The 17,484-nt window shown below is 57.3% G+C and carries 15 protein-coding genes; 4 read left to right on the top strand and 11 right to left on the bottom strand.

The annotated features are described in order from the left end of the window. Nucleotides 1-24: 24 nt before the first annotated feature. Nucleotides 25-882 carry a LysR family transcriptional regulator gene (locus PHU01S_RS04540; RefSeq protein WP_127506391.1) on the top strand — a complete coding sequence of 286 codons (858 nt, stop codon included), beginning with the start codon at nucleotides 25-27 and terminating at the stop codon, nucleotides 880-882. Between the two features lie 3 nt (nucleotides 883-885). Here the strand turns inward: PHU01S_RS04540 and PHU01S_RS27085 are convergent, their stop codons facing one another. Beyond that, complete coding sequence (locus tag PHU01S_RS27085; RefSeq protein WP_164762978.1) at nucleotides 886-1,110, bottom strand: LysR substrate-binding domain-containing protein; 225 nt, start codon at nucleotides 1,108-1,110, stop codon at nucleotides 886-888. Nucleotides 1,111-1,134: 24 nt separating this feature from the next. Between PHU01S_RS27085 and PHU01S_RS04530 the strand changes: the two genes are divergently transcribed. Continuing rightward, the gene (locus tag PHU01S_RS04530; RefSeq protein WP_127506389.1) at nucleotides 1,135-2,112 is read left to right on the top strand and encodes an alpha/beta fold hydrolase; all 978 of its coding nucleotides are present in this window, start codon (nucleotides 1,135-1,137) and stop codon (nucleotides 2,110-2,112) included. A 10-nt stretch (nucleotides 2,113-2,122) separates the two neighbouring features. Here the strand turns inward: PHU01S_RS04530 and PHU01S_RS04525 are convergent, their stop codons facing one another. From PHU01S_RS04525 to PHU01S_RS04490, 8 genes are all read right to left on the bottom strand, one after another. Next, on the bottom strand, nucleotides 2,123-2,725 hold the full coding sequence (locus PHU01S_RS04525) for a hypothetical protein (protein ID WP_127506387.1): 603 nt from the start codon (nucleotides 2,723-2,725) through the stop codon (nucleotides 2,123-2,125). A gap of 514 nt (nucleotides 2,726-3,239) precedes the next feature. Next, nucleotides 3,240-4,094: an NAD-dependent epimerase/dehydratase family protein gene (locus PHU01S_RS04520; protein ID WP_127506384.1), complete on the bottom strand. Its 855-nt coding sequence runs from the start codon at nucleotides 4,092-4,094 to the stop codon at nucleotides 3,240-3,242. A 138-nt stretch (nucleotides 4,095-4,232) separates the two neighbouring features. After that, on the bottom strand, nucleotides 4,233-5,456 hold the full coding sequence (locus PHU01S_RS04515; RefSeq protein ID WP_127506382.1) for an enolase C-terminal domain-like protein: 1,224 nt from the start codon (nucleotides 5,454-5,456) through the stop codon (nucleotides 4,233-4,235). A 12-nt stretch (nucleotides 5,457-5,468) separates the two neighbouring features. Continuing rightward, entirely contained in the window at nucleotides 5,469-8,327 is a 2,859-nt protein-coding gene (locus PHU01S_RS04510) for an alpha-mannosidase (protein ID WP_127506380.1), read from the bottom strand. 45 nt (nucleotides 8,328-8,372) lie between these two features. Next, entirely contained in the window at nucleotides 8,373-9,191 is an 819-nt protein-coding gene (locus PHU01S_RS04505) for a carbohydrate ABC transporter permease (RefSeq protein WP_021878031.1), read from the bottom strand. A gap of 12 nt (nucleotides 9,192-9,203) precedes the next feature. Further along, nucleotides 9,204-10,097 carry a carbohydrate ABC transporter permease gene (locus tag PHU01S_RS04500; RefSeq protein WP_049867758.1) on the bottom strand — a complete coding sequence of 298 codons (894 nt, stop codon included), beginning with the start codon at nucleotides 10,095-10,097 and terminating at the stop codon, nucleotides 9,204-9,206. Between the two features lie 77 nt (nucleotides 10,098-10,174). Next, nucleotides 10,175-11,554 carry an ABC transporter substrate-binding protein gene (locus PHU01S_RS04495; RefSeq protein WP_127506378.1) on the bottom strand — a complete coding sequence of 460 codons (1,380 nt, stop codon included), beginning with the start codon at nucleotides 11,552-11,554 and terminating at the stop codon, nucleotides 10,175-10,177. A gap of 303 nt (nucleotides 11,555-11,857) precedes the next feature. Continuing rightward, nucleotides 11,858-13,549: a carbohydrate-binding protein gene (locus tag PHU01S_RS04490; protein ID WP_083436501.1), complete on the bottom strand. Its 1,692-nt coding sequence runs from the start codon at nucleotides 13,547-13,549 to the stop codon at nucleotides 11,858-11,860. Nucleotides 13,550-13,917: 368 nt separating this feature from the next. On the opposite strand from PHU01S_RS04490, the gene PHU01S_RS04485 reads away from it, so the two are divergent. Further along, complete coding sequence (locus PHU01S_RS04485; protein WP_127506376.1) at nucleotides 13,918-14,877, top strand: aldo/keto reductase family protein; 960 nt, start codon at nucleotides 13,918-13,920, stop codon at nucleotides 14,875-14,877. Nucleotides 14,878-15,009: 132 nt separating this feature from the next. Here the strand turns inward: PHU01S_RS04485 and PHU01S_RS25610 are convergent, their stop codons facing one another. Continuing rightward, entirely contained in the window at nucleotides 15,010-15,408 is a 399-nt protein-coding gene (locus tag PHU01S_RS25610) for a hypothetical protein (RefSeq protein WP_164762977.1), read from the bottom strand. A 91-nt stretch (nucleotides 15,409-15,499) separates the two neighbouring features. Then, entirely contained in the window at nucleotides 15,500-16,336 is an 837-nt protein-coding gene (locus tag PHU01S_RS04475; RefSeq protein WP_127506373.1) for a helix-turn-helix transcriptional regulator, read from the bottom strand. Between the two features lie 122 nt (nucleotides 16,337-16,458). Between PHU01S_RS04475 and PHU01S_RS04470 the strand changes: the two genes are divergently transcribed. After that, nucleotides 16,459-17,478, top strand: coding sequence for a Gfo/Idh/MocA family protein (locus PHU01S_RS04470; protein ID WP_127506371.1), 1,020 nt, complete (start codon nucleotides 16,459-16,461; stop codon nucleotides 17,476-17,478). Nucleotides 17,479-17,484: the final 6 nt, after the last annotated feature.

Below are 17,484 nucleotides of genomic sequence, written 5' to 3'. Positions count from 1 at the left end.
TGATATCCCTTTGGAGGAGAAACCGTGGAACTGATTGATCTCAAAGTATTTTTGAGCATTGCAGAAGAAGGCAGTATTTCGCGGGCAGCTGAACGATTGGAGTACGTGCAGTCGAATGTTACCGCGCGAATCCGTAAGCTGGAGTCTGAATTGGGCGTAGCGTTGTTCTACAGACATTCCAAAGGCGTCACACTATCTGAAAAGGGGATCGTATTACGCAAATATGCGCTAACGATTATGAATTTGTCCGAAGAAGCGGTTAAAGAGGTCCGGGAGACATCTTATCCAAGCGGCCCCTTAGCGATCGGCGTTGTAGAGACCGTTACGTGCGGAAATTTTATGAACATCTTATCAGATTTTCAATTGCAATACCCGGATGTATCGCTTTCCCTAATAACTGGAACCTCATCGGAGCTTCTTGCAAAGGTACTAAACTATCAATTGGATGGCGCCTTCATCACTGGCGATATCAAGTCGCCTCAGTTGATTTGTGAATATACGATGCAGGAGCAGGTCAAGCTGCTGACCCAAAAAACAGATGAGGTTTACCCGGACCTGTCCAATACGAAATGGGCTGTTTTTCCGGAGGGATGTCCATTCAGGGCTATTTTGGAGGAGTGGCTTGGCAGCAAAGGAATACCTCTGGTGAATATGATTGAAATCAGCTCGTTGGAAACGCTGCTGAGTTGTGTGCGGTCCGGTCTTGCTGCTACGCTGCTGCCTCAATCCGTGCTGACTGGAGCCTACAAGTCGCTGGGTGCATTCACGCTTCCGGCAGCGTTCGGGTGTACGCAGACAAACCTGGTTCGCCGGAATGCTCCATTTTCCAGTAAAGCTTTGACAGCTTTCGTAGAAATGGTGAAGATCGCTGGCCTTGATTGAAATTTATTTATGCCAGGCCGTCTGTGTCGCTACTCTAAGTTCTGTCATTTCGCAAGGAAGGATAGGTAGTTCTCCTCTTTCAAGCTCACCCGATACGGCCAGTTGAGGAAGAAATGCAATTCCGATGCCGGACATTGCGCATTGTTTTATTGCTTCAGCACTTGAAAATTCCAAATTCATATGTAATCTAACGATTCCTTCCCGAGCTAATGCCTGATCGAAAATCAATTCAGTTTTAGGAGGGACTTTATCATGGAATATGAAATTTTGGAGCTAGGCGATTATACCCTGCAGTCAGGTGCAGTGCTGAATAACGCTTTTCTCGCATACAAAACTTATGGGACTTTGAATGCTGAGAAGAACAATGTTATTTTGTATCCTACAGCTCTGGGCGATACCCATCGAAGTAATGAATGGTTGATCGGCGAAGGTATGGCACTGGATCCAAATAAATACTTTATTATTGTTCCAAATCTGTTAGGAAACGGCTTGTCTTCATCCCCTAGCAACATGGAAATACCGTCAGATAAGAACTCATTTCCTCTCATTACGATCTATGACAATGTGCGAATACAGCACCATCTCATGATGTACAAACTAGGGATTAAGAAGATTGCTCTGGTCACAGGCTGGTCATTAGGAGCTATGCAAGCCTATGAATGGGGAGCCGCTTATCCCAATATGGTTCAACGGATAGCACCTTTTAACGGAACAGCCAAGACTTGGCCTCACACCTATGCCTTCTTTGAAGGTGTAAAGGCTCCACTGGAGACTGACGACACGAGCACAAGCTTACGAACCGTAGGACGTATTTACGCCGGATGGGGACTCTCGCATGCGTTCTATCGTAATAGCTGCTACAAGGAGCTAGGGTACGATTCATTAGATGAGTTTATTGCCGGTTTCTGGGAGCAAAACTTTCTTGCGCTTGACCCTTGCAACTTATTGGCAATGATTCGGACAGGGCAACATGCCGACATCAGCAATAATCCCTTGTACAAGGGTGATTTCAATCAGGCACTCCAAAGCATCAAGGCCCAAGCCTGCATTATGCCAGGAAAAACAGATCTCTATTTTACGCACGATGATAGCATGTACGAAGCCGATCATATGCCGAACGCATGCATACATCCAATAGACTCCATTTGGGGACATTTTGCTGGAAGGGGTATTCATCAGCCTGATATCTCTTTTATTAATGATGCACTAAATAATCTTCTGTCCAATTGAATTTCATAAATCAATAGCCTTGCTGGGCTTGAGGTTCAGAGAAGTTATGTAGCAACCAATTCGTAAAATCATCTTCGTTATAAATGCTATCTTCAATAACCGCATTGTATATATCTACACTAAAAAATTTCTTTCGATACAAAGGATGACTATATAATCTGTTCTTCAACTTCAAAATAGCCTTCCTTTGCATCACATCAATTTTGGATTTCAATTCATGTATCTCCAACTCTCTTCGAGCAAAATCTTCGGAAGAAATCACCCAAACATCAACTTTCCAATCGTTTGAATATATAAATGTGTAGCAACCCCAATAATATCCTAGAGGTAAGTGTTCTGTATGACCAATTAACTCATTACGATAATTCATCTTGGATGGTTTAATACACAGAGCAAGTTCCTTTCCTAATTCAAAAAAGCTATTTACATCCATTTCATCATTGGCTAGATATATATCTAAGTCCCTCCACGTCATTAATTCCAAGAAGTAACTTCCACTTACTAATGCTTTTCCAAATTTATTGAGAACGTGCATTAAACCATTCTCATATAAAATTCCATCCGCTTCACTTTTAATAGTGGAATTAAGTTCTTCTAGATCAGCAATCATCATTTACCTCCAAATTATAGAACTTGTATATAAAATCATTCTTTCAAGTCCAAAGAACCATCACTCACACCATACCATATATTTCAATTTCGTTATTATCGTATCGCTTCAAATTTCGCTAAGAGTCGGTCGCTGGAAGTGCATAAGGCATATCTGAAAACAATAAACACGAAAAAGATGTAACCCACGCCCCCACTCCTTACACCTCATCAGACCGACTAGAATCCATTCTGACTCGACGAAAGAAGCGTCAAGGACATTGAATTGTTCTTTGACGCTTCAATTAACGATGACTTTGTGCTTATTTATGATAAGGTTCACCACTCTTAATCTTAAACTGGACCCCGCGTAACTTAACTACTGAGTATTGAGCACTCTCGGTATGCTCGTTGTCATTCCGGATAGCAACACTCCCGAGCAACCTAGATTTATGTTTTTAAAGAAAAAAGCCCGCTTTTATGCGGACTTGAAATCATTATGGTGTTCCAACCGTGTGCATTTGCTGAGTGCAGCTATCTTAATCGTCCATATAGTTATTTCCGCAACAATATCCCGGCACCCACCCTAAAACCCGCTTTGCCCGCTCGTTGCTAAACAGCGGCTCCCGCCCGGCCAGCTCCTTCTTAAACTCCTTCACCTCGGGATAATAATTCTTCACCAGCTCGGCCGTATCCAGCTCGCTCAGCGTATCATCCCCGGTTATATTCAGCACTTCCGCTCCCTGGATCCCCTCCACCGTCAAGGCCAGAACACAAGCCGCGGCGGCGTCCCGTAGATCTACATAACTCCAAAGGATCTTCCGAAAAGCCTCCGGCCGCTTCATCGCCTCCCGCAAATGATCATGCTCCTGCGGAGCCGCGATCAGGGAGAATCGGAGGCTGACGACCTCCAGCCCGCTGCGGCGGCTGAACATCGCCGCCGTCTGCTCGTTCAGCGTCTTGGACAGGCCGTAGCCTTCCTGGGCCAGATGGGGATGATCCTCATCGACTGGCAGATAAGCCGGCGCAAAGGGCTTCTCCGCCCACGCGAAGCCATAGCAGGACGTGCTCGATCCCATGACAACTCGATTAATTCCAAGCAGCGAAGCAGCCTCCAAAATGTTGAAGCCCCCGATGACGTTGTTGGCGAAGATATGGTTATGCGGGAACCCGACCGGCGCCGGTATCGCTGCCAGATGGACGATGCCCTCCGCTCCGCGCAGGGCGCTCATCACCTGCCCCAAATCGTTCATGTCTACCTGAAGCTGCCTGCAAGGCAGCTTATCCGAAATGCGGCTATCCAGCGAAACGACGTCGAATTCGGCTTCCTTCAGCTGGCGCACGACCTCCGAGCCCAGCTTGCCGCTGCCTCCCGTTACCGCGACTGTTTTCATGTGGCGCCTCCTCTTGGCTTGTCCCCGCACTTCAGCCCGATCTGTACAGCTGCTCAAAAAAACATCGTGTAGAGCGGGTCTGCCTGGCTGACGTTCTTCACCGTACTTGAATGCTCCTACTCCAAGAAACAGCCGCCATCAAGGCCGAACCAGCGTCCCGTCCGCCTTGCGGTCCAGCGCATACGGATGATGGTACTTCGAGCTGTCCCAGCCTTTGCGCAGCAGGCCCGCAGCTTGGACTTCATCCAGCTCCAGTCCGAGTCCCGGCTTGTTGTTCGGATACAGGTAGCCGCCTTTTCGCTCGATCAATCCCGGAAAAGCTTCCCGCTCCTCCGGCCGGAAATGGTTCACCTCCTGAATGCCGAAGTTCCACAGCGCCATGTCCAGATGGACCGCCGCCGCCTGGTTGACGGGATCGTTCTCCCCGCCCTCCTGCCAGGCGGTGCGGACGCCAAACGCCTCTGCGACGGCGGCGATTTTGCGGCAGGCGCTGATGCCGCCCGCCTTGGACAGGCGGACGCGGATGAAGTCGATCAGCCGCTCGGAGATCAGGGGCAGCCACTCCTGCACGTTGGTGAACTGCTCGCCTACCGCTTGGGGCGTGGAGCAGGAAGCCCGCAGATGGCGGTACCAGCCAAGCTGTTCAGGCGGAAGCGCGTCCTCCAGGAAAAACAATCGATAAGGATCCAGATTCCGCGCCAGCTGGATCGCCTGGACCGGAGACAGATGCTCATGCACGTCATGCGTGAACTGCGCATCCGGCCCGAACTCCAGCCGCAGCCCCTCGAACATCCGGGGTATGGCGGACACATAGGCCTGCTCGTCGAAAACCTGATTCCTCGACCATGCATTCTCTGGCAGCCGAGCACGCGAGGCGTCGATGAAGCCGCCGCCCCCGTAGCCGCCCATCTGCACGCGGATAACGGTGTAGCCCTCCTCGATGAAGCGATGCACGTCTTCCTTGAGCTCGGCTAGATCTCGCCCGCCCGCATGCCCGTAGCAAGGCACGGCCGCACGGGCCGCTCCTCCGAGCAGCTGGTACACCGGCAAGCCCGCTTCCTTGCCTTTGATGTCCCACAGCGCCATGTCGATGCCGCCGACGGCCGTCTGCAGGATGCCGCCGCTGCGCCAGTAGGCGCTGAGGCTCATCACATTCCACAGATCCTCGATGTTGGCGGCGTCCTTGCCGATCAGCAGCGGCTTCAGCAGCTGCTCGATCACCTGCACGACCGCCTCCGGGTTGTACAGATCCGAGGCGGAGCCAAGCCCGTACAGCCCGTCCTGGTCGGTGACGACCTTCACGATCGTCCAGCAGCCGTTCTCTCTCGTGCGGATGCACTGGATATCCCTGATCCTGGCCATTGCGATCCCTCCTTACGGACGGCGAATGCCGACCGTGACGATCTTGGCCGGTCCGACAGCCTGGATGAACTCCCCTTGGGAGCTTGCCAGAGCCGCGCCGACTTCTTCCATGATTGTGCTCTCATACATCGGGTTGTCCACGTCATCCATGATCGAGCTTTCATTGAAAGGAATATCCGCAGCACATGCGGCCGCATCGTGATTTCGGCAACCCGACGGGCCCGTACCATCCATACTCATTCCCTCGGACAAATCCGCTCCCTCAAGGAGTATGGACTTGACCTTAAGAGCGGTCTCTTCCCCCTTTACGTTGAACACGCGCAGGAACAGGTCGTCGCTGTCCTCGCCCGCCTTGAGCGCGCTGAACGCGAGGCCTTCGCCATGCCAAGCGACCATCTCCCGCGAAGCCGGGAGGGCTCCGCCATGCTCGCCGGTCTGGACCGCCGTCCACGGCACCGGGAACTGGTACGCCTCGACGAAGGCTCCCGACTCCGCAACATCGCCGTCATGGACGATGAGCTTCATTTCCAGCGTGTGGACGCCCAGGCATTGAGCTTCCGGTGTCGGGAAGACGCCCCAATCGCCGAGCTCCCGCGTGCCGCGCAGCAGCGTCACGGCGAGCGTCGAGCCTTCCTCCAGCGCCTCATACTCGTTCAGGCCGATGTTGGCGACGGTCAGTCCGGCCGAGCCGTCGCTGATGCTGACGAACGCGTTCTGATGCTGGGCGTTGCTCGGATTGGTCCAGGCCGACTCCGGCTTGATCGGACGGCGGGCCAGCTCGTAGATGGAATCCGCCGTCACGGCGTCCGCCGCAAGTCCCGTCGGGAACAGCATGCGGATCCGATGGTCGCGGACCGTGTTGTCGACCGTGCTGGAGATCGCGACCGAGCGCGAACCCCGCTCCAGCGCCAGTCTCGTGACGATCTTCACCTCAGCCGTCTCCTTTACGCGCCGGGACTTGCGGCAGCGGAACGGAACCATGGACGCGACCTCCCGGTCCAGCGTCTCGTCCGCTCCGGCCGGCAGCTGCCAGCGGTGGACGATTTCCAGAACGGCCCGCACAGCCGTATGCTCCGCAACACGAACCTCCGCCTGAAGTTCCCGGGTCGTCAGCGGCTGCTCGCCGTCCGGCTGCCGGTACATGTACTCGTTGCCGATGTCGCCCGTATCCTCGTAAACGCCGAGACCGGCATAAACGCGGCCGTTCCCTTTATCCGTCAGCGTAAAGGAGCCGTCCTCGGCAACCTCGATACGAACCTGCCCATTTTCAATGACGCGTCCCGATGCAGCCAAGCCGCCGCTGTCATGCAAAGCCACCGTCCCTACCCCGGAAGGCACAACCGCATACGTCCGGTACCCGATGCCAGGCAGCGGCTCGGCATGCAGCTCGGCCTCGATGCGGTACGCCCAGTACGGCTGGCGGAAGCGGTCATCCGGCAGGTCGTAGCCGAATTCCAGGCCGACCTTGCGCAGCTCGGCCGGAACCTGCCTCCCCGCCTCATCGACGACGATCCAATCGTCGAGACTCAACGACTCGAACGCCGGCTCCAGCTCGCCATACCGCTCATGCGGCTGACGATGGTCGAAGTAAAACCGCTCCAGGTCGACCGCCGCCTTCACTACGCCTCCCCGGGCATGGCCCGACGTGTTGAACACGACGAACGGACGCGAACCTTCGCGGAAGCCGGACGTGTCCACCTGTGCAGCCAGCCACTCCGCGCTGCGCCGCGCGACGGCCTCCGCGACCTGCCCCGCCTTGGCGAAGCGGGTCATCATCTCGCGATGGACCTCGTCCACGCTGCAGCCGCAGATGCTGTCATGCGGATGGTTCTGCAGCAGCGTTTTCCAGGCGTACAGCAGCTCTTCCCGCGGATAGGCGGCGCCTGCGAGCATCGCCATCGCCGACAGCGGCTCCGCCACCTTCTCCAGCAGCGTCTGCACACGCGCGTTGGCCTGCTTGATGTACACCCTCGCCGAGGCGGTGTTCACGAGCGTGATCCAGCCGTCCGTGAACTGGCTGCGCAGCTCGCCCTTGACGACGTCGAGATTGCCCGGCAGCTCCGCCTCCAGCGCCGCGACGTACTGAGGGAAGCTCGACTGCCGGAACTCGACGTCCGGCCTGATCTCCGCGGCCGTGCGAAGCGCCTCGGACAGATCCTTCTGCAGCGGCTGATGGTCGCAGCCGTTCATGAACAGCAGCTGGTCCGTCGAGGCGAACGTCTCCGCGTCCGCCAGCTTGCGCTGCCAGTACTCCCGGGCAGCCTCCTGCTCGACCGGAATTTCCACCCCGTTGTTGTACCACCCCGCGAACAGGATCGCCAGCACCCGCGTGCCGTCCGGCGACTCCCAGTGCATCTCGGAGAACCGGGACGTATGCTCGCCGCCCTCCTGCACCTCGTTGTTGAAGCCGACCGGCTTGACTCCCCGCCCGTATACGGCCGTCGTGATGCCGGCTTGGGAGATGAGCTGCGGAGCCTGCCCCATGTTGCCGAAGGAATCGGGGAAATACCCGATGCGGGCGACGCCGCCGAATTTCTCCGACGCCTTGATGCCGATGAGCAGGTTGCGCGCATTGGCCTCGCTGCTCACGAGGAACTCGTCCTGGAGAATATACCACGGGCCGACGACAAGCCTGCCCTGCCGGACGAGCTGCCGCACCTCCGCCTCGCGCTCTGGCTTCACAGCCAGGTAGTCCTCCAATACGATGTACTGCCCGTCGAGATGGAAGCTGCCGAAGTCCGGATCGTCGCGGAACGTCTCGATCAGATCGTCCATCAGCTGCACGAGCTGCAGCCGGTGCGTCTCGAACGGGAGATACCACTCCCGGTCCCAATGCGAATGCGCGATGACATGCGCTGTTTTCGTCTTCATTTCGCCGATCATCCTATCTCTGTATATTCGCTGGCTTAGACCCGCTTACATCTTGACCGAACCGACCGTCATGCCCTTCACGTACATCTTCTGCATGAACGGGAACGCCATCAGAATCGGAATGACGGTGATCAGCGCGCCGGCCATGAGCTCGTTCCACTTCTTGAACGACGAGGAGTCCAGGTACATGAGCCCCATCGGAAGCGTAAACATGCTTTGCTTGTCGACGATGATCATCGGCCAGAGGATGTTGTTCCAGCTGCCGATGAAGTTCAGGATCGCGATCGTGCCGATCGCCGGAAGGGCGAGCGGCAGGTAGATGCGCCAGTAGATCTTGAAGCTGCCGCAGCCGTCGAGCACGGCGCTCTCGTACAGCTCATGCGAGATCGTCCGGAAATAGCTCGTGAACAGGAAAATCGCGAAAGGCGCCGCCCCGTTGATCATGGGGAGGATCATGCCGATGTACGAGTTTTGCAGGCCGAGGTTCGTCATGTTGATATAGAGCGGAATCAGCGTCGTCACGCCCGGCACGAGCAGCAGCGCGATGAACGTGTAATAGAAGATTTTTTTGCCCTTGTACCGGAACTTCGCGAACGAATACCCCATCATCGTGTAGATGACGACGACGCCGAGGATGACAAAGAGGCTGACGACGACGCTGTTGACGAAGAACTGGTAGAAGTTCAGCTTGCTCCACACCTCCCCGAAGTTGGACCAAAGAGGCGCGGCCTTGGGGAAGGGAGACTGTGGATTCGCGAGCGAGTCCTGGGTCGTCTTGAGAGACGTCCCGATCATCCATAGAAACGGGTACACGCAGGTGACGCCGTAGATGACGAGTAGGATATGCTTCAAGTATTTGACCATGCGGGTCCCCTCCTATATGTCCGCCTGGAAGGAGCGGATGCTGAAGATGGCGATGACTCCCGTTACGAGGAAGGAGACCCATCCGATCGCGCTTGCCAGGCCGTAGTCGTTGTCGAGGAACGCGGTGCGGTACACGAGAGTTCCGATGACCTCCGAGCTGCCGCCCGGTCCCCCGCCGGTCATGATGAATACGTTCTCGAACGTCTGAAAAGCCCCGTTGATCATCTGGATGACCGCGATCAGCGTGATCGGCTTGAGCAGCGGCCATGTAATCTTGCGGATGAGGGTCGTCTTGCTCGCCCCGTCCACGCTGGCCGCCTCGTAGAGGGTCGGGTCGATGGATGTAAGTCCCGCGTAATACAGGATGAGCGTGCCCGGAAGGCCGCCCCAGATCGTCGTCAGGATGATGCCCATGAGCGAGGTCGACGAGCTGCCGAGCATGCCTCCGGGAATGACGAGGAAGTCCAGGCCGATCCATTGGAACAGCGCATTGAGCGCGCCGGCGGGCTCGAACAGCCCTTTCCAGACGTAGAAAATCGCGACACCGGACGCAATCATAGGCAAGAAATAGACGGTGCGGTACATCGCGGCCATCTTCGTGTTCTGCAAGGTGAACGCCAGCACGAGCGCCGCCGGCACGACGATGACCACCTGGAAGACGGCGATCAGCGCGTTGTGCAGCAGCGCCTTGTAGAAGTTCTGCGTGACGATCGGGTCGTCGCCGAGCAGAAACTGGCGGAAGTTCGCCAGCCCCTCGAAGCGCGCCGTCGAGAAGTCGATGCCCGACCAGTTGTAGAAGCTGAGCAGGATGGAGAAGCCGACCGAATACACCCCGACGCCGAGAAACAGCAGCACGCCGGGCAGCAGGAACAGATACGGCACCCATTTGTTTTTTGTCGTTACCATCTCAAAAATCACCTTCAGGCTCTTGGAGTAACGGCCGGCCGGCGCTGGATGCGCCGGCCGGCCGGATGGATCGGGACTTAGTTGCCGCTTGCCTCAAGCTTCGCCATCGTGTCGTCGAATTTCCCCGCCGCCTGCTCCGCCGTCAGCTTCTTCTCGATGACCGACTGCAGCGCCTGGGCGTACACTTCCCATTCCTTATGCTTGCCGCGCAGGGAATTGATGGCCGGCGAAGCTTCGGAATACGGTCCAGGCTCCTTGGCGAAGGCGTCGGAGATGGACTTCAGGTTCGGATCGAGATCCTTGGCATGGTCGCCGAGATTTACGGCCGGCACGGTGTAGGCGCCGTTCGCGAAGGCGACGGCCGCTTCGGGATCGGTCGTCATGAAGGTGATGAAATCAAGCGCCGCTTCGCGGTTTTTGGAATCCTTATTGACGGACAGCTGCGTCAGGGTGAACGGATCGGTCGTCCAGGCCTGGATTTTGGAGCCTTCCAGCGGCGGCACCGGGAACGTGATGATATCCTCCGGCTTCATGCCCATCGCGAGCAGCGTCGACATCGTGAAGGAGCCGCCAAGGTCGAACGCCGCCTTGCCCGCCGCGAACGCCTGGTCGGCGCCGTCGATGTCGGTCGACAGGACGCCCGGCATGAGCAGATCCTTGCCCGCCAGCGTCTCCATGGCCTTGACGACCGGCAGGTTGGCGGGATCGCTCATCTTGGCCTTGCGCTCCAGCAGATCGATGTAGCCCTGCGGTCCGCCATGCATGATGGAAAGCGCGGAGCCGGCCCAGTTCTCCCACAGATCCGGAATTTTCGCGCCGAACACGAGGCCCGGCGTTCCGCTTTTCGCCTTGACGGCTTCCATCATGGAGACGAATTCCTCCCAGGTTTTCGGCGCTTCCGCCTTCAGCCCGGCTTCCTCCAGCAGCTTCTTGTTGCCGTAGAAGGTGAAGAAGCCTCCGATGTCGAGCGGCAGGCCGTAGAACTCGCCGACCTTCAGTCCTTTCTGGACGGTCGTGGCGTTTTTATCCGTCTTCCAGGAGTCCACCTGGGTCTGCGTGATGCGGATCGGGTCCATTGCGGTGCCGACGTATTTGCCGAGCACGTCGTCCTTGATTTCGCCGGACAGCTCCAGCACGGAGCCTTCGATGGAATCGCCCGCGGTCGCCCACCAGTTGATGACATCCGGCAGGTTTTTGGAGTTGGCCGCCGCCTGGAACTTCTGGCGGTACGTGTCGTCCGGAGTGAAGGTGTCGATCTTGACCTTGACGCCCGTCTTCTGCTCGTACAGCTTGGCCGCCGCCTCGAAGCCCGGCGTGTACGCCACCTTCCAGGTCCACATCGTCAGCTCCTTGCCGGAGCCCGCAGCGTTATCGTCGCCTCCGCCGCCCGAGCAAGCGCTCAGCAGGAGAGCGGATGCCGTCATCGTCGATAGGATACAACCTGCTTTTCTATTCATGGCCAACCACCTTTTCTGTATTTAGCTTGGAGTCGTTCCTGCGGCGGCTGCCCGCCTCGCCTATTCATCGTAGCGCAGGAGACAGGAAAGCATACAGGAGGCGGAATTGGCTTTTGCAGGCCGATCTTGGCTTTGTCTCGGGAAGCTGCGGTTCAACCTTGCGCGGACGCGGATTTGAGCCGGTTCATGCGATGCCTCAGCTTGCCCAGCGATTATTTCCGGGTGGGAGAAAATAGGAATCCGTAGGAGTCCACGCGAAAAAGCCTCTACAGGACGATAGCGTCCCATAGAGGCTTGTGTTGCTTAGCGGTGGCTCGTCGGATGGGTCGCCGTAACCGGCAGCTCTCCCTTGAACATGCGGTTGATGTCCCCCGCGAGCCTCAGGTAGAAGTCCGACGATACCGACACGCCGTCGGCGTCCAGCGTCAGGAAGTATTGATTCGTCGGAATCATGGAGCTGTTCTCGGCGATCTTGGCGATGGCCGTTCCTTCGTCGTACTCGTCGAACATCGCGACGTAGCCGGTGTTGATGCCGACCGTCTTCATGTCGTAAGCCTGCCTCCACATGAAATCGCCGTGCATGCGCGGATTCTCGTTGCGCGGGCCGCCGGTCATGTTGGACCAGGCCGAGCCCGGCCAGATGACGGGCTGGTAGGCGATATTGTTCTGCTGCGTGAACGTGTAGTCCGGCTGCCAGACGTTGGTCTTCCAGCTGTCTGCGTCGTTCATGTCGTGAAAGCGGCCGACGAACCACGGGGAGATCATGTCCAGCGACTTGTACACGTCGAGGAACCCGGCCTTGGAGTCGTTGACGCCGGTGCGCCAGTAGGCCGGCACGCCGCCGATGACATAGACGCCCTGCTGCTTGAACCAGCTGATCAGCCCCGCCGACTCGGCGGCCGTGCCGGGACGGTCGGTGAAGCCGATGCCCCAGATGCAGACGACCGTTTTGCCGTTCTGCTTGGCGTAGGCGCTGGACGAGGGAAGTCCCATCGCGTTGACGACGTTGGCCGTCCAGTCATGCTTGACGGCATTGACCCAGTTGGAGGCGTTCATGCCGGTAATGTCGTACATGACGTAGAACTTGCGGTTGTTCGCCTCCGCCGCGTTCTTGACCTTGACGGCGACGCTGTCGCGGTTCGTCTTCCAGTTGTTCGGCGTGTCGCTCTCGTCCGCCCCGAACCGCTGGAGGGCCGCTCCGTCGATGTTGTACGTCTTCATCCATTCGAAATGCTTGCTCACCGTCTCCTGGTCATACGAGGAGAACAGCTTGGCCGAGGAGCCGTTGCCAAAATTGCCGAGTCCGGTCTGGTAGGACTTCGTATATTCCCTCATGTCGGGATACAGCTCGAAGTTGACGTTGCCGGTCGCGGCAGGCGCGCTGCTGTTTTTGGACCAGTGCACCCAGCCTCCGTTCGGAGAGCCGTCGCCTGCGGCATTGAACCAGCCCTGGTAGCCCGCAAACAGCTTGCCGACGACGTCTCCGCCGCTTGGCGCCGAAGCCGCATTGAACTTGAACCAGAGAATGTTGAACAGGTTGCCGGCGCCTCCGGTAAACTTCAGGTACAGCGTATGGACACCGCTTGCTCCGGAGACGGAGCAGGACTTGGTCTGCCAGTTCTGCCAGCCGCCCGTTCCCGGGACGGCGCAGGTTCCGATCAGCGTGCCGGACACGCTGTCCAGGCGCGCCTCGATGCTGCCGCCGCTGTTGTTGCTGGCGACGCGGACGTCGAGCGACGACGCTCCGCTGCCGAAGTCGACTCCGTTGAAGGCGATATAGTCGCCGTTGTCGATGAAGGCGACGTTCTGGCCGCCCTCGCTGGAGGCTTCGAGCTGGATGCCGGACTGGCTGCTGTAGCCGGAGGCGGCTGTCTGGGCGAACGCGGAGGCGGCCGAGGCTTGGCTGGCGGACAGGGACATCCCGGTTGCCAGCATGGCGACAGCGACGAGCAGAGAGAGCAGGCGGCGGCGGTTGAAGAGACGGGATTTGTTCATAAGTTCCTCCTTTGATCTCGATCGAATGCTGGATGGCGGCGACGTCTGGCTGCGACCCCTGTTGCAGGCTGCCGTTGAATCGGCAGTCTTCCCCACCTCCTCGACTTCGCATCAGCAAGCGCTTTCATAAATCGGCGGGCTTGCTTTCTCCAGTTTAGCGATGGAATCCCCTTCCATCTATAGGGCGGATTTATCTTTCTCAGGGCAAATCGATACGGTTTGACCCCTCTTTCGGCTCGTACAATGAAAACGCTCTATTGTGAGGAGGACCGAGTCGTGATAAACTTTGTAAACACGCGTTCATATCCTTGCATGCTGAGCGCGGGAAACAACGGAATCCAATATCTCAATGTCAGGAGAGACAGCGAATGAAATACAGAAAGCTTGGCCGCTCCGGCCTCAAGGTCAGCGAGATCAGTCTCGGCAGCTGGATGACGTACGGACATACAGTCGGTGAAAATACGGGTGCGAAGCTGGTCGACCGCGCCTTCGAGCTCGGCATCAACTTCATCGACACCGCCAATGTGTATGAGCAGGGCGCAGCGGAATCCATGCTCGGCGACATTCTGCCTGCGTATCCGCGCGAGTCGTATGTGCTGGCGACGAAGGCGTTCTGGCCGATGGGCTCGGGCCCGAATGACCGGGGCCTCTCCCGCAAGCATGTCGTCGAGCAGCTGAACGCCAGCCTGAAGCGGCTGAAGCAGGACTACGTCGACATTTTCTACTGCCACCGCTACGATCCCGAGACTCCGGTGGAGGAGACGCTGCGCACGATCGAGGACTTTGTCCGCCAGGGCAAGGTGCTGTACGTCGGCGTCAGCGAATGGAGCGCGGCCCAGATCCAGGAGGCGGTTCAGGTCGCGGACAAGTACCTGCTGGACCGCATCGTCGTCAACCAGCCGGAGTACAGCATGTTCAACCGCACCATCGAGCGGGACGTGCTGGCCGTCAGCGAGAAGAACGGCATCTCGCAGGTCGTGTTCTCCCCTCTCGCCCAAGGCGTGCTCACCGGCAAATACCGGCTCGGCCAAGAACTTCCAGAGGGCAGCCGTGCGAGCGATCCGAAGACGAACATGTGGATCAAGAACTACTTGACCGACAGCCATCTGCGCAAGGTCGACCAGCTGGACGCCGTGGCGAACGAGCTGGGCTTGTCCCTCTCCAGCCTGGCGCTCGCCTGGATTCTGCGCCATGACAGCGTAGCCAGCACGCTCGTCGGAGCGACGAAGGTGTCCCAGCTGGAAGAGAATGTGAAGGCTTCGGGCGTAGAGCTTTCGGAAGAGATCGTCGCGAAGATCGAGGCGATTTTGACGGGAACGGAAGAATAGAAAAGTCCGTTCGGACCTTCTTTCCTATTCCAGCAATCTGTTAACCGCACAGCAAAGAGCGCCCGTCGTCGACGAGCGCTCTTTTGCCAGTTGCCTCCTGCACGAGAACAGCTATAGTCCCGCCATCGGCGCTCAAGGATTTATTTCCACCTCTTCCGCATGCCAGTGTCCGTTTTTCCATTTCACTCTCATCCTGATGGTCTCCACCGATCCGAACCGATGATCGCCAGCTTGGAAGGAAAAACTCTGCTTGGCATAAACATAGGCTCCAAAAAAGGAATGAACCGGAACGATGGAAAAGATTTTATGTTTGTTCGGCTCGTAGCGGTAAGGCGACTGCACCAAACCGCGCTTCAGCGGATTCAGCTTGTCGTAGGCCTGCTCGTTCATGTAGGGAGCGAAGTTTATATCCGTTTGCATTCCAATCGTCATTATTTTTTGGACGCCGTTCCTTATCCAGATGAAGCCTGCGGTATATGCGGACAGGAATAGGAGCAGCAAGACAAGGAGCAGCGAGAGCTTCTTTTTCAACGCGATCATCCCTCCCATGCTCTCAAAAACGCAAGGCGGCTGCGCAAGGTTGCGGGCTCATGTTCCTGTCCGAACCTTTCCCAAGCCTGAGTCAGTTGTTGAACAAGCTCCGATACTCCGTCGGCGTCATCCCTTCATGCTCCTGGAACCGCTTGTTGAAATAGCTGGCGCTCGGATATCCGGCCCGCACGGCGATGTCTCCGATGTTGTCGTCCTTCCGCTCCAGCAGCTGCTGCTTCGCCATCTGCAGCCGGGCGCGCGTCACGAAGTCCGATGGCGTCATCTGCATGGCGCTCTTGAACAGCTTGCAGAAATAATGCGGGCTCACCTCCGCCCGATCCGCCCATTCCTGAAGGATGAACGGCTTCGCCGCCTCCTGCTGCATGAGCGGCAGCAGGCCGATGACGCGGCTCTCCGCCGGGCTCGTGCGCCCCGAGGTCAGGCTGACCGCCTGCTGCACGAACTCCGCGAGCACCGCATACGTCAGCGTGGACAGCAGCGCCGGTCGGGTCATGCTGTTCGCTTCGGCTTCCTGGAGCAGCGCGAGATGAGCCTCCTCCCAGGCGGAGGGCTGGCGCAGCTTCCACAGATTGTTCTTGTGGAAGCCCCTTTCGATCATATAATCATGAAGCGTGCCGCCATAAAAATGGATCCAGCGCACATCCCACGGCTCCTCGGCGCTGCTGTAATACCGCTGTCGCTGCAGCGGAAAATACAGAACCGCCTCGCCCCGCTCCAGCTCGTGGATCTTGCCTTCCACCTCGACATACCCCCGCCCGGAGGCGACGTAATGGATGTTGAAGTTGTTCAGGGCACCTGCCTCCCGATGCACCGAATGCGTGGGATATTCCGTGTATCTGCCGACCGATTCCGGAAAGACGAAGTACGGAAGATCCGGCCAGGTCAATAAATGGGCCTGCCGCTCCATTGAAATCTCCTCCAGGACAATATTGTTCTAATGACTCTCAAAATATTATTATTTTTATTCTATCTTCCATTTCATATAATGACAATATAATCGCAGTTGTTGAAGGAGGAGATGTTTGAGCCATGAACGGGAAGCTGAAATGGGGCATTTTGAGCACCGCATCGATCGCGAGGGGTTCGGTCATTCCGGGCCTGATGAAATCCGAGCTCAATGAAGTCATAGCCATTGCAAGCCGGGATGAAGGGAAGGCCCGCGGGACGGCGGATGAATTCGGGATACCCGGATATTATGGCAGCTATGAGGAGCTGTTAGCCGACGATGAAGTCCAGGCGGTCTACATTCCGCTGCCCAACCATCTGCACCGCGAGTGGGCGATCCGCGCCATGGCTGCCGGCAAGCATGTGCTGTGCGAGAAGCCGATCGCGCTGACCTCGGCCGAAGCGGAAGAAATGGCTGCAGCAGCGGCCGCGAGCGGCGTCATTCTCGCGGAAGCCTTCATGTACCGCCATCATCCCCGTTACGAGACGATCCGCAGCATTATCGATTCCGGCAAAATCGGCGATCTGAGAAGCATACACGGCACGTTCACGTTCAACAGCTCCAACAGCTCCGGCAACGTCCGATTCAACAAGGACTGGGGAGGCGGCGGCCTCTACGACGTCGGCTGTTATCCCATCACGGCAGCCCGGCTCCTGCTCGGCCAAGAGCCGGAGGCCGTCACCGTCAGAGCTTTGTTCTCGCCGCAGCACGGCGATGTCGATATGATGGCTTCAGGATTGCTGGAATTCCCGGGCGGCCTGGGCGTTACCTTCGACTGCGGCATGTGGGGCGCCTTCCGCAATACGCTCGAGGTGCTCGGTACCGAGGGCATCATCGAGGTTCCTTCCGCTTTCATCGCTCCGGAGGACAGCGGAGCCCATTTCTACTTAACAGTCAACGGACAGCGGGAGGAAATCGAAGTTCCTCACATCAACCATTTCTCGCTGGAATGCGACGATTTCGCCCGTACGGTGCTGCACGGAGAGCCGCAGAAATTCCCGCCGCAGGATGCGGTCCGCAACATGCGCGTTCTGGAAGCCTGCCTGCAATCGGCGCGCGAGGACAAGCGCATCGTCCTGCAACCGGTTGCAACCCACCAATAAGGAGGA

It is taken from the genome of Paenibacillus humicus NBRC 102415 (assembly GCF_004000905.1).
Lineage (GTDB): Bacteria > Bacillota > Bacilli > Paenibacillales > Paenibacillaceae > Paenibacillus_O > Paenibacillus_O humicus.
This window is presented reverse-complemented; position numbering and strand designations above follow the sequence as displayed.

What these genes read in the sequence shown, in the direction of transcription:
- PHU01S_RS04485 (WP_127506376.1), top strand. Translation starts at nt 13,918, where the DNA reads ATGAAATACAGAAAGCTTGGCCGCTCCGGCCTCAAGGTCAGCGAGATC.
- PHU01S_RS04490 (WP_083436501.1), bottom strand. Translation starts at nt 13,549, where the DNA reads ATGAACAAATCCCGTCTCTTCAACCGCCGCCGCCTGCTCTCTCTGCTC.
- PHU01S_RS04520 (WP_127506384.1), bottom strand. Translation starts at nt 4,094, where the DNA reads ATGAAAACAGTCGCGGTAACGGGAGGCAGCGGCAAGCTGGGCTCGGAG.
- PHU01S_RS04495 (WP_127506378.1), bottom strand. Translation starts at nt 11,554, where the DNA reads ATGAATAGAAAAGCAGGTTGTATCCTATCGACGATGACGGCATCCGCT.
- PHU01S_RS04525 (WP_127506387.1), bottom strand. Translation starts at nt 2,725, where the DNA reads ATGATGATTGCTGATCTAGAAGAACTTAATTCCACTATTAAAAGTGAA.
- PHU01S_RS04470 (WP_127506371.1), top strand. Translation starts at nt 16,459, where the DNA reads ATGAACGGGAAGCTGAAATGGGGCATTTTGAGCACCGCATCGATCGCG.
- PHU01S_RS04475 (WP_127506373.1), bottom strand. Translation starts at nt 16,336, where the DNA reads ATGGAGCGGCAGGCCCATTTATTGACCTGGCCGGATCTTCCGTACTTC.
- PHU01S_RS04500 (WP_049867758.1), bottom strand. Translation starts at nt 10,097, where the DNA reads ATGGTAACGACAAAAAACAAATGGGTGCCGTATCTGTTCCTGCTGCCC.
- PHU01S_RS04515 (WP_127506382.1), bottom strand. Translation starts at nt 5,456, where the DNA reads ATGGCCAGGATCAGGGATATCCAGTGCATCCGCACGAGAGAGAACGGC.
- PHU01S_RS04505 (WP_021878031.1), bottom strand. Translation starts at nt 9,191, where the DNA reads ATGGTCAAATACTTGAAGCATATCCTACTCGTCATCTACGGCGTCACC.
- PHU01S_RS04510 (WP_127506380.1), bottom strand. Translation starts at nt 8,327, where the DNA reads ATGAAGACGAAAACAGCGCATGTCATCGCGCATTCGCATTGGGACCGG.
- PHU01S_RS04530 (WP_127506389.1), top strand. Translation starts at nt 1,135, where the DNA reads ATGGAATATGAAATTTTGGAGCTAGGCGATTATACCCTGCAGTCAGGT.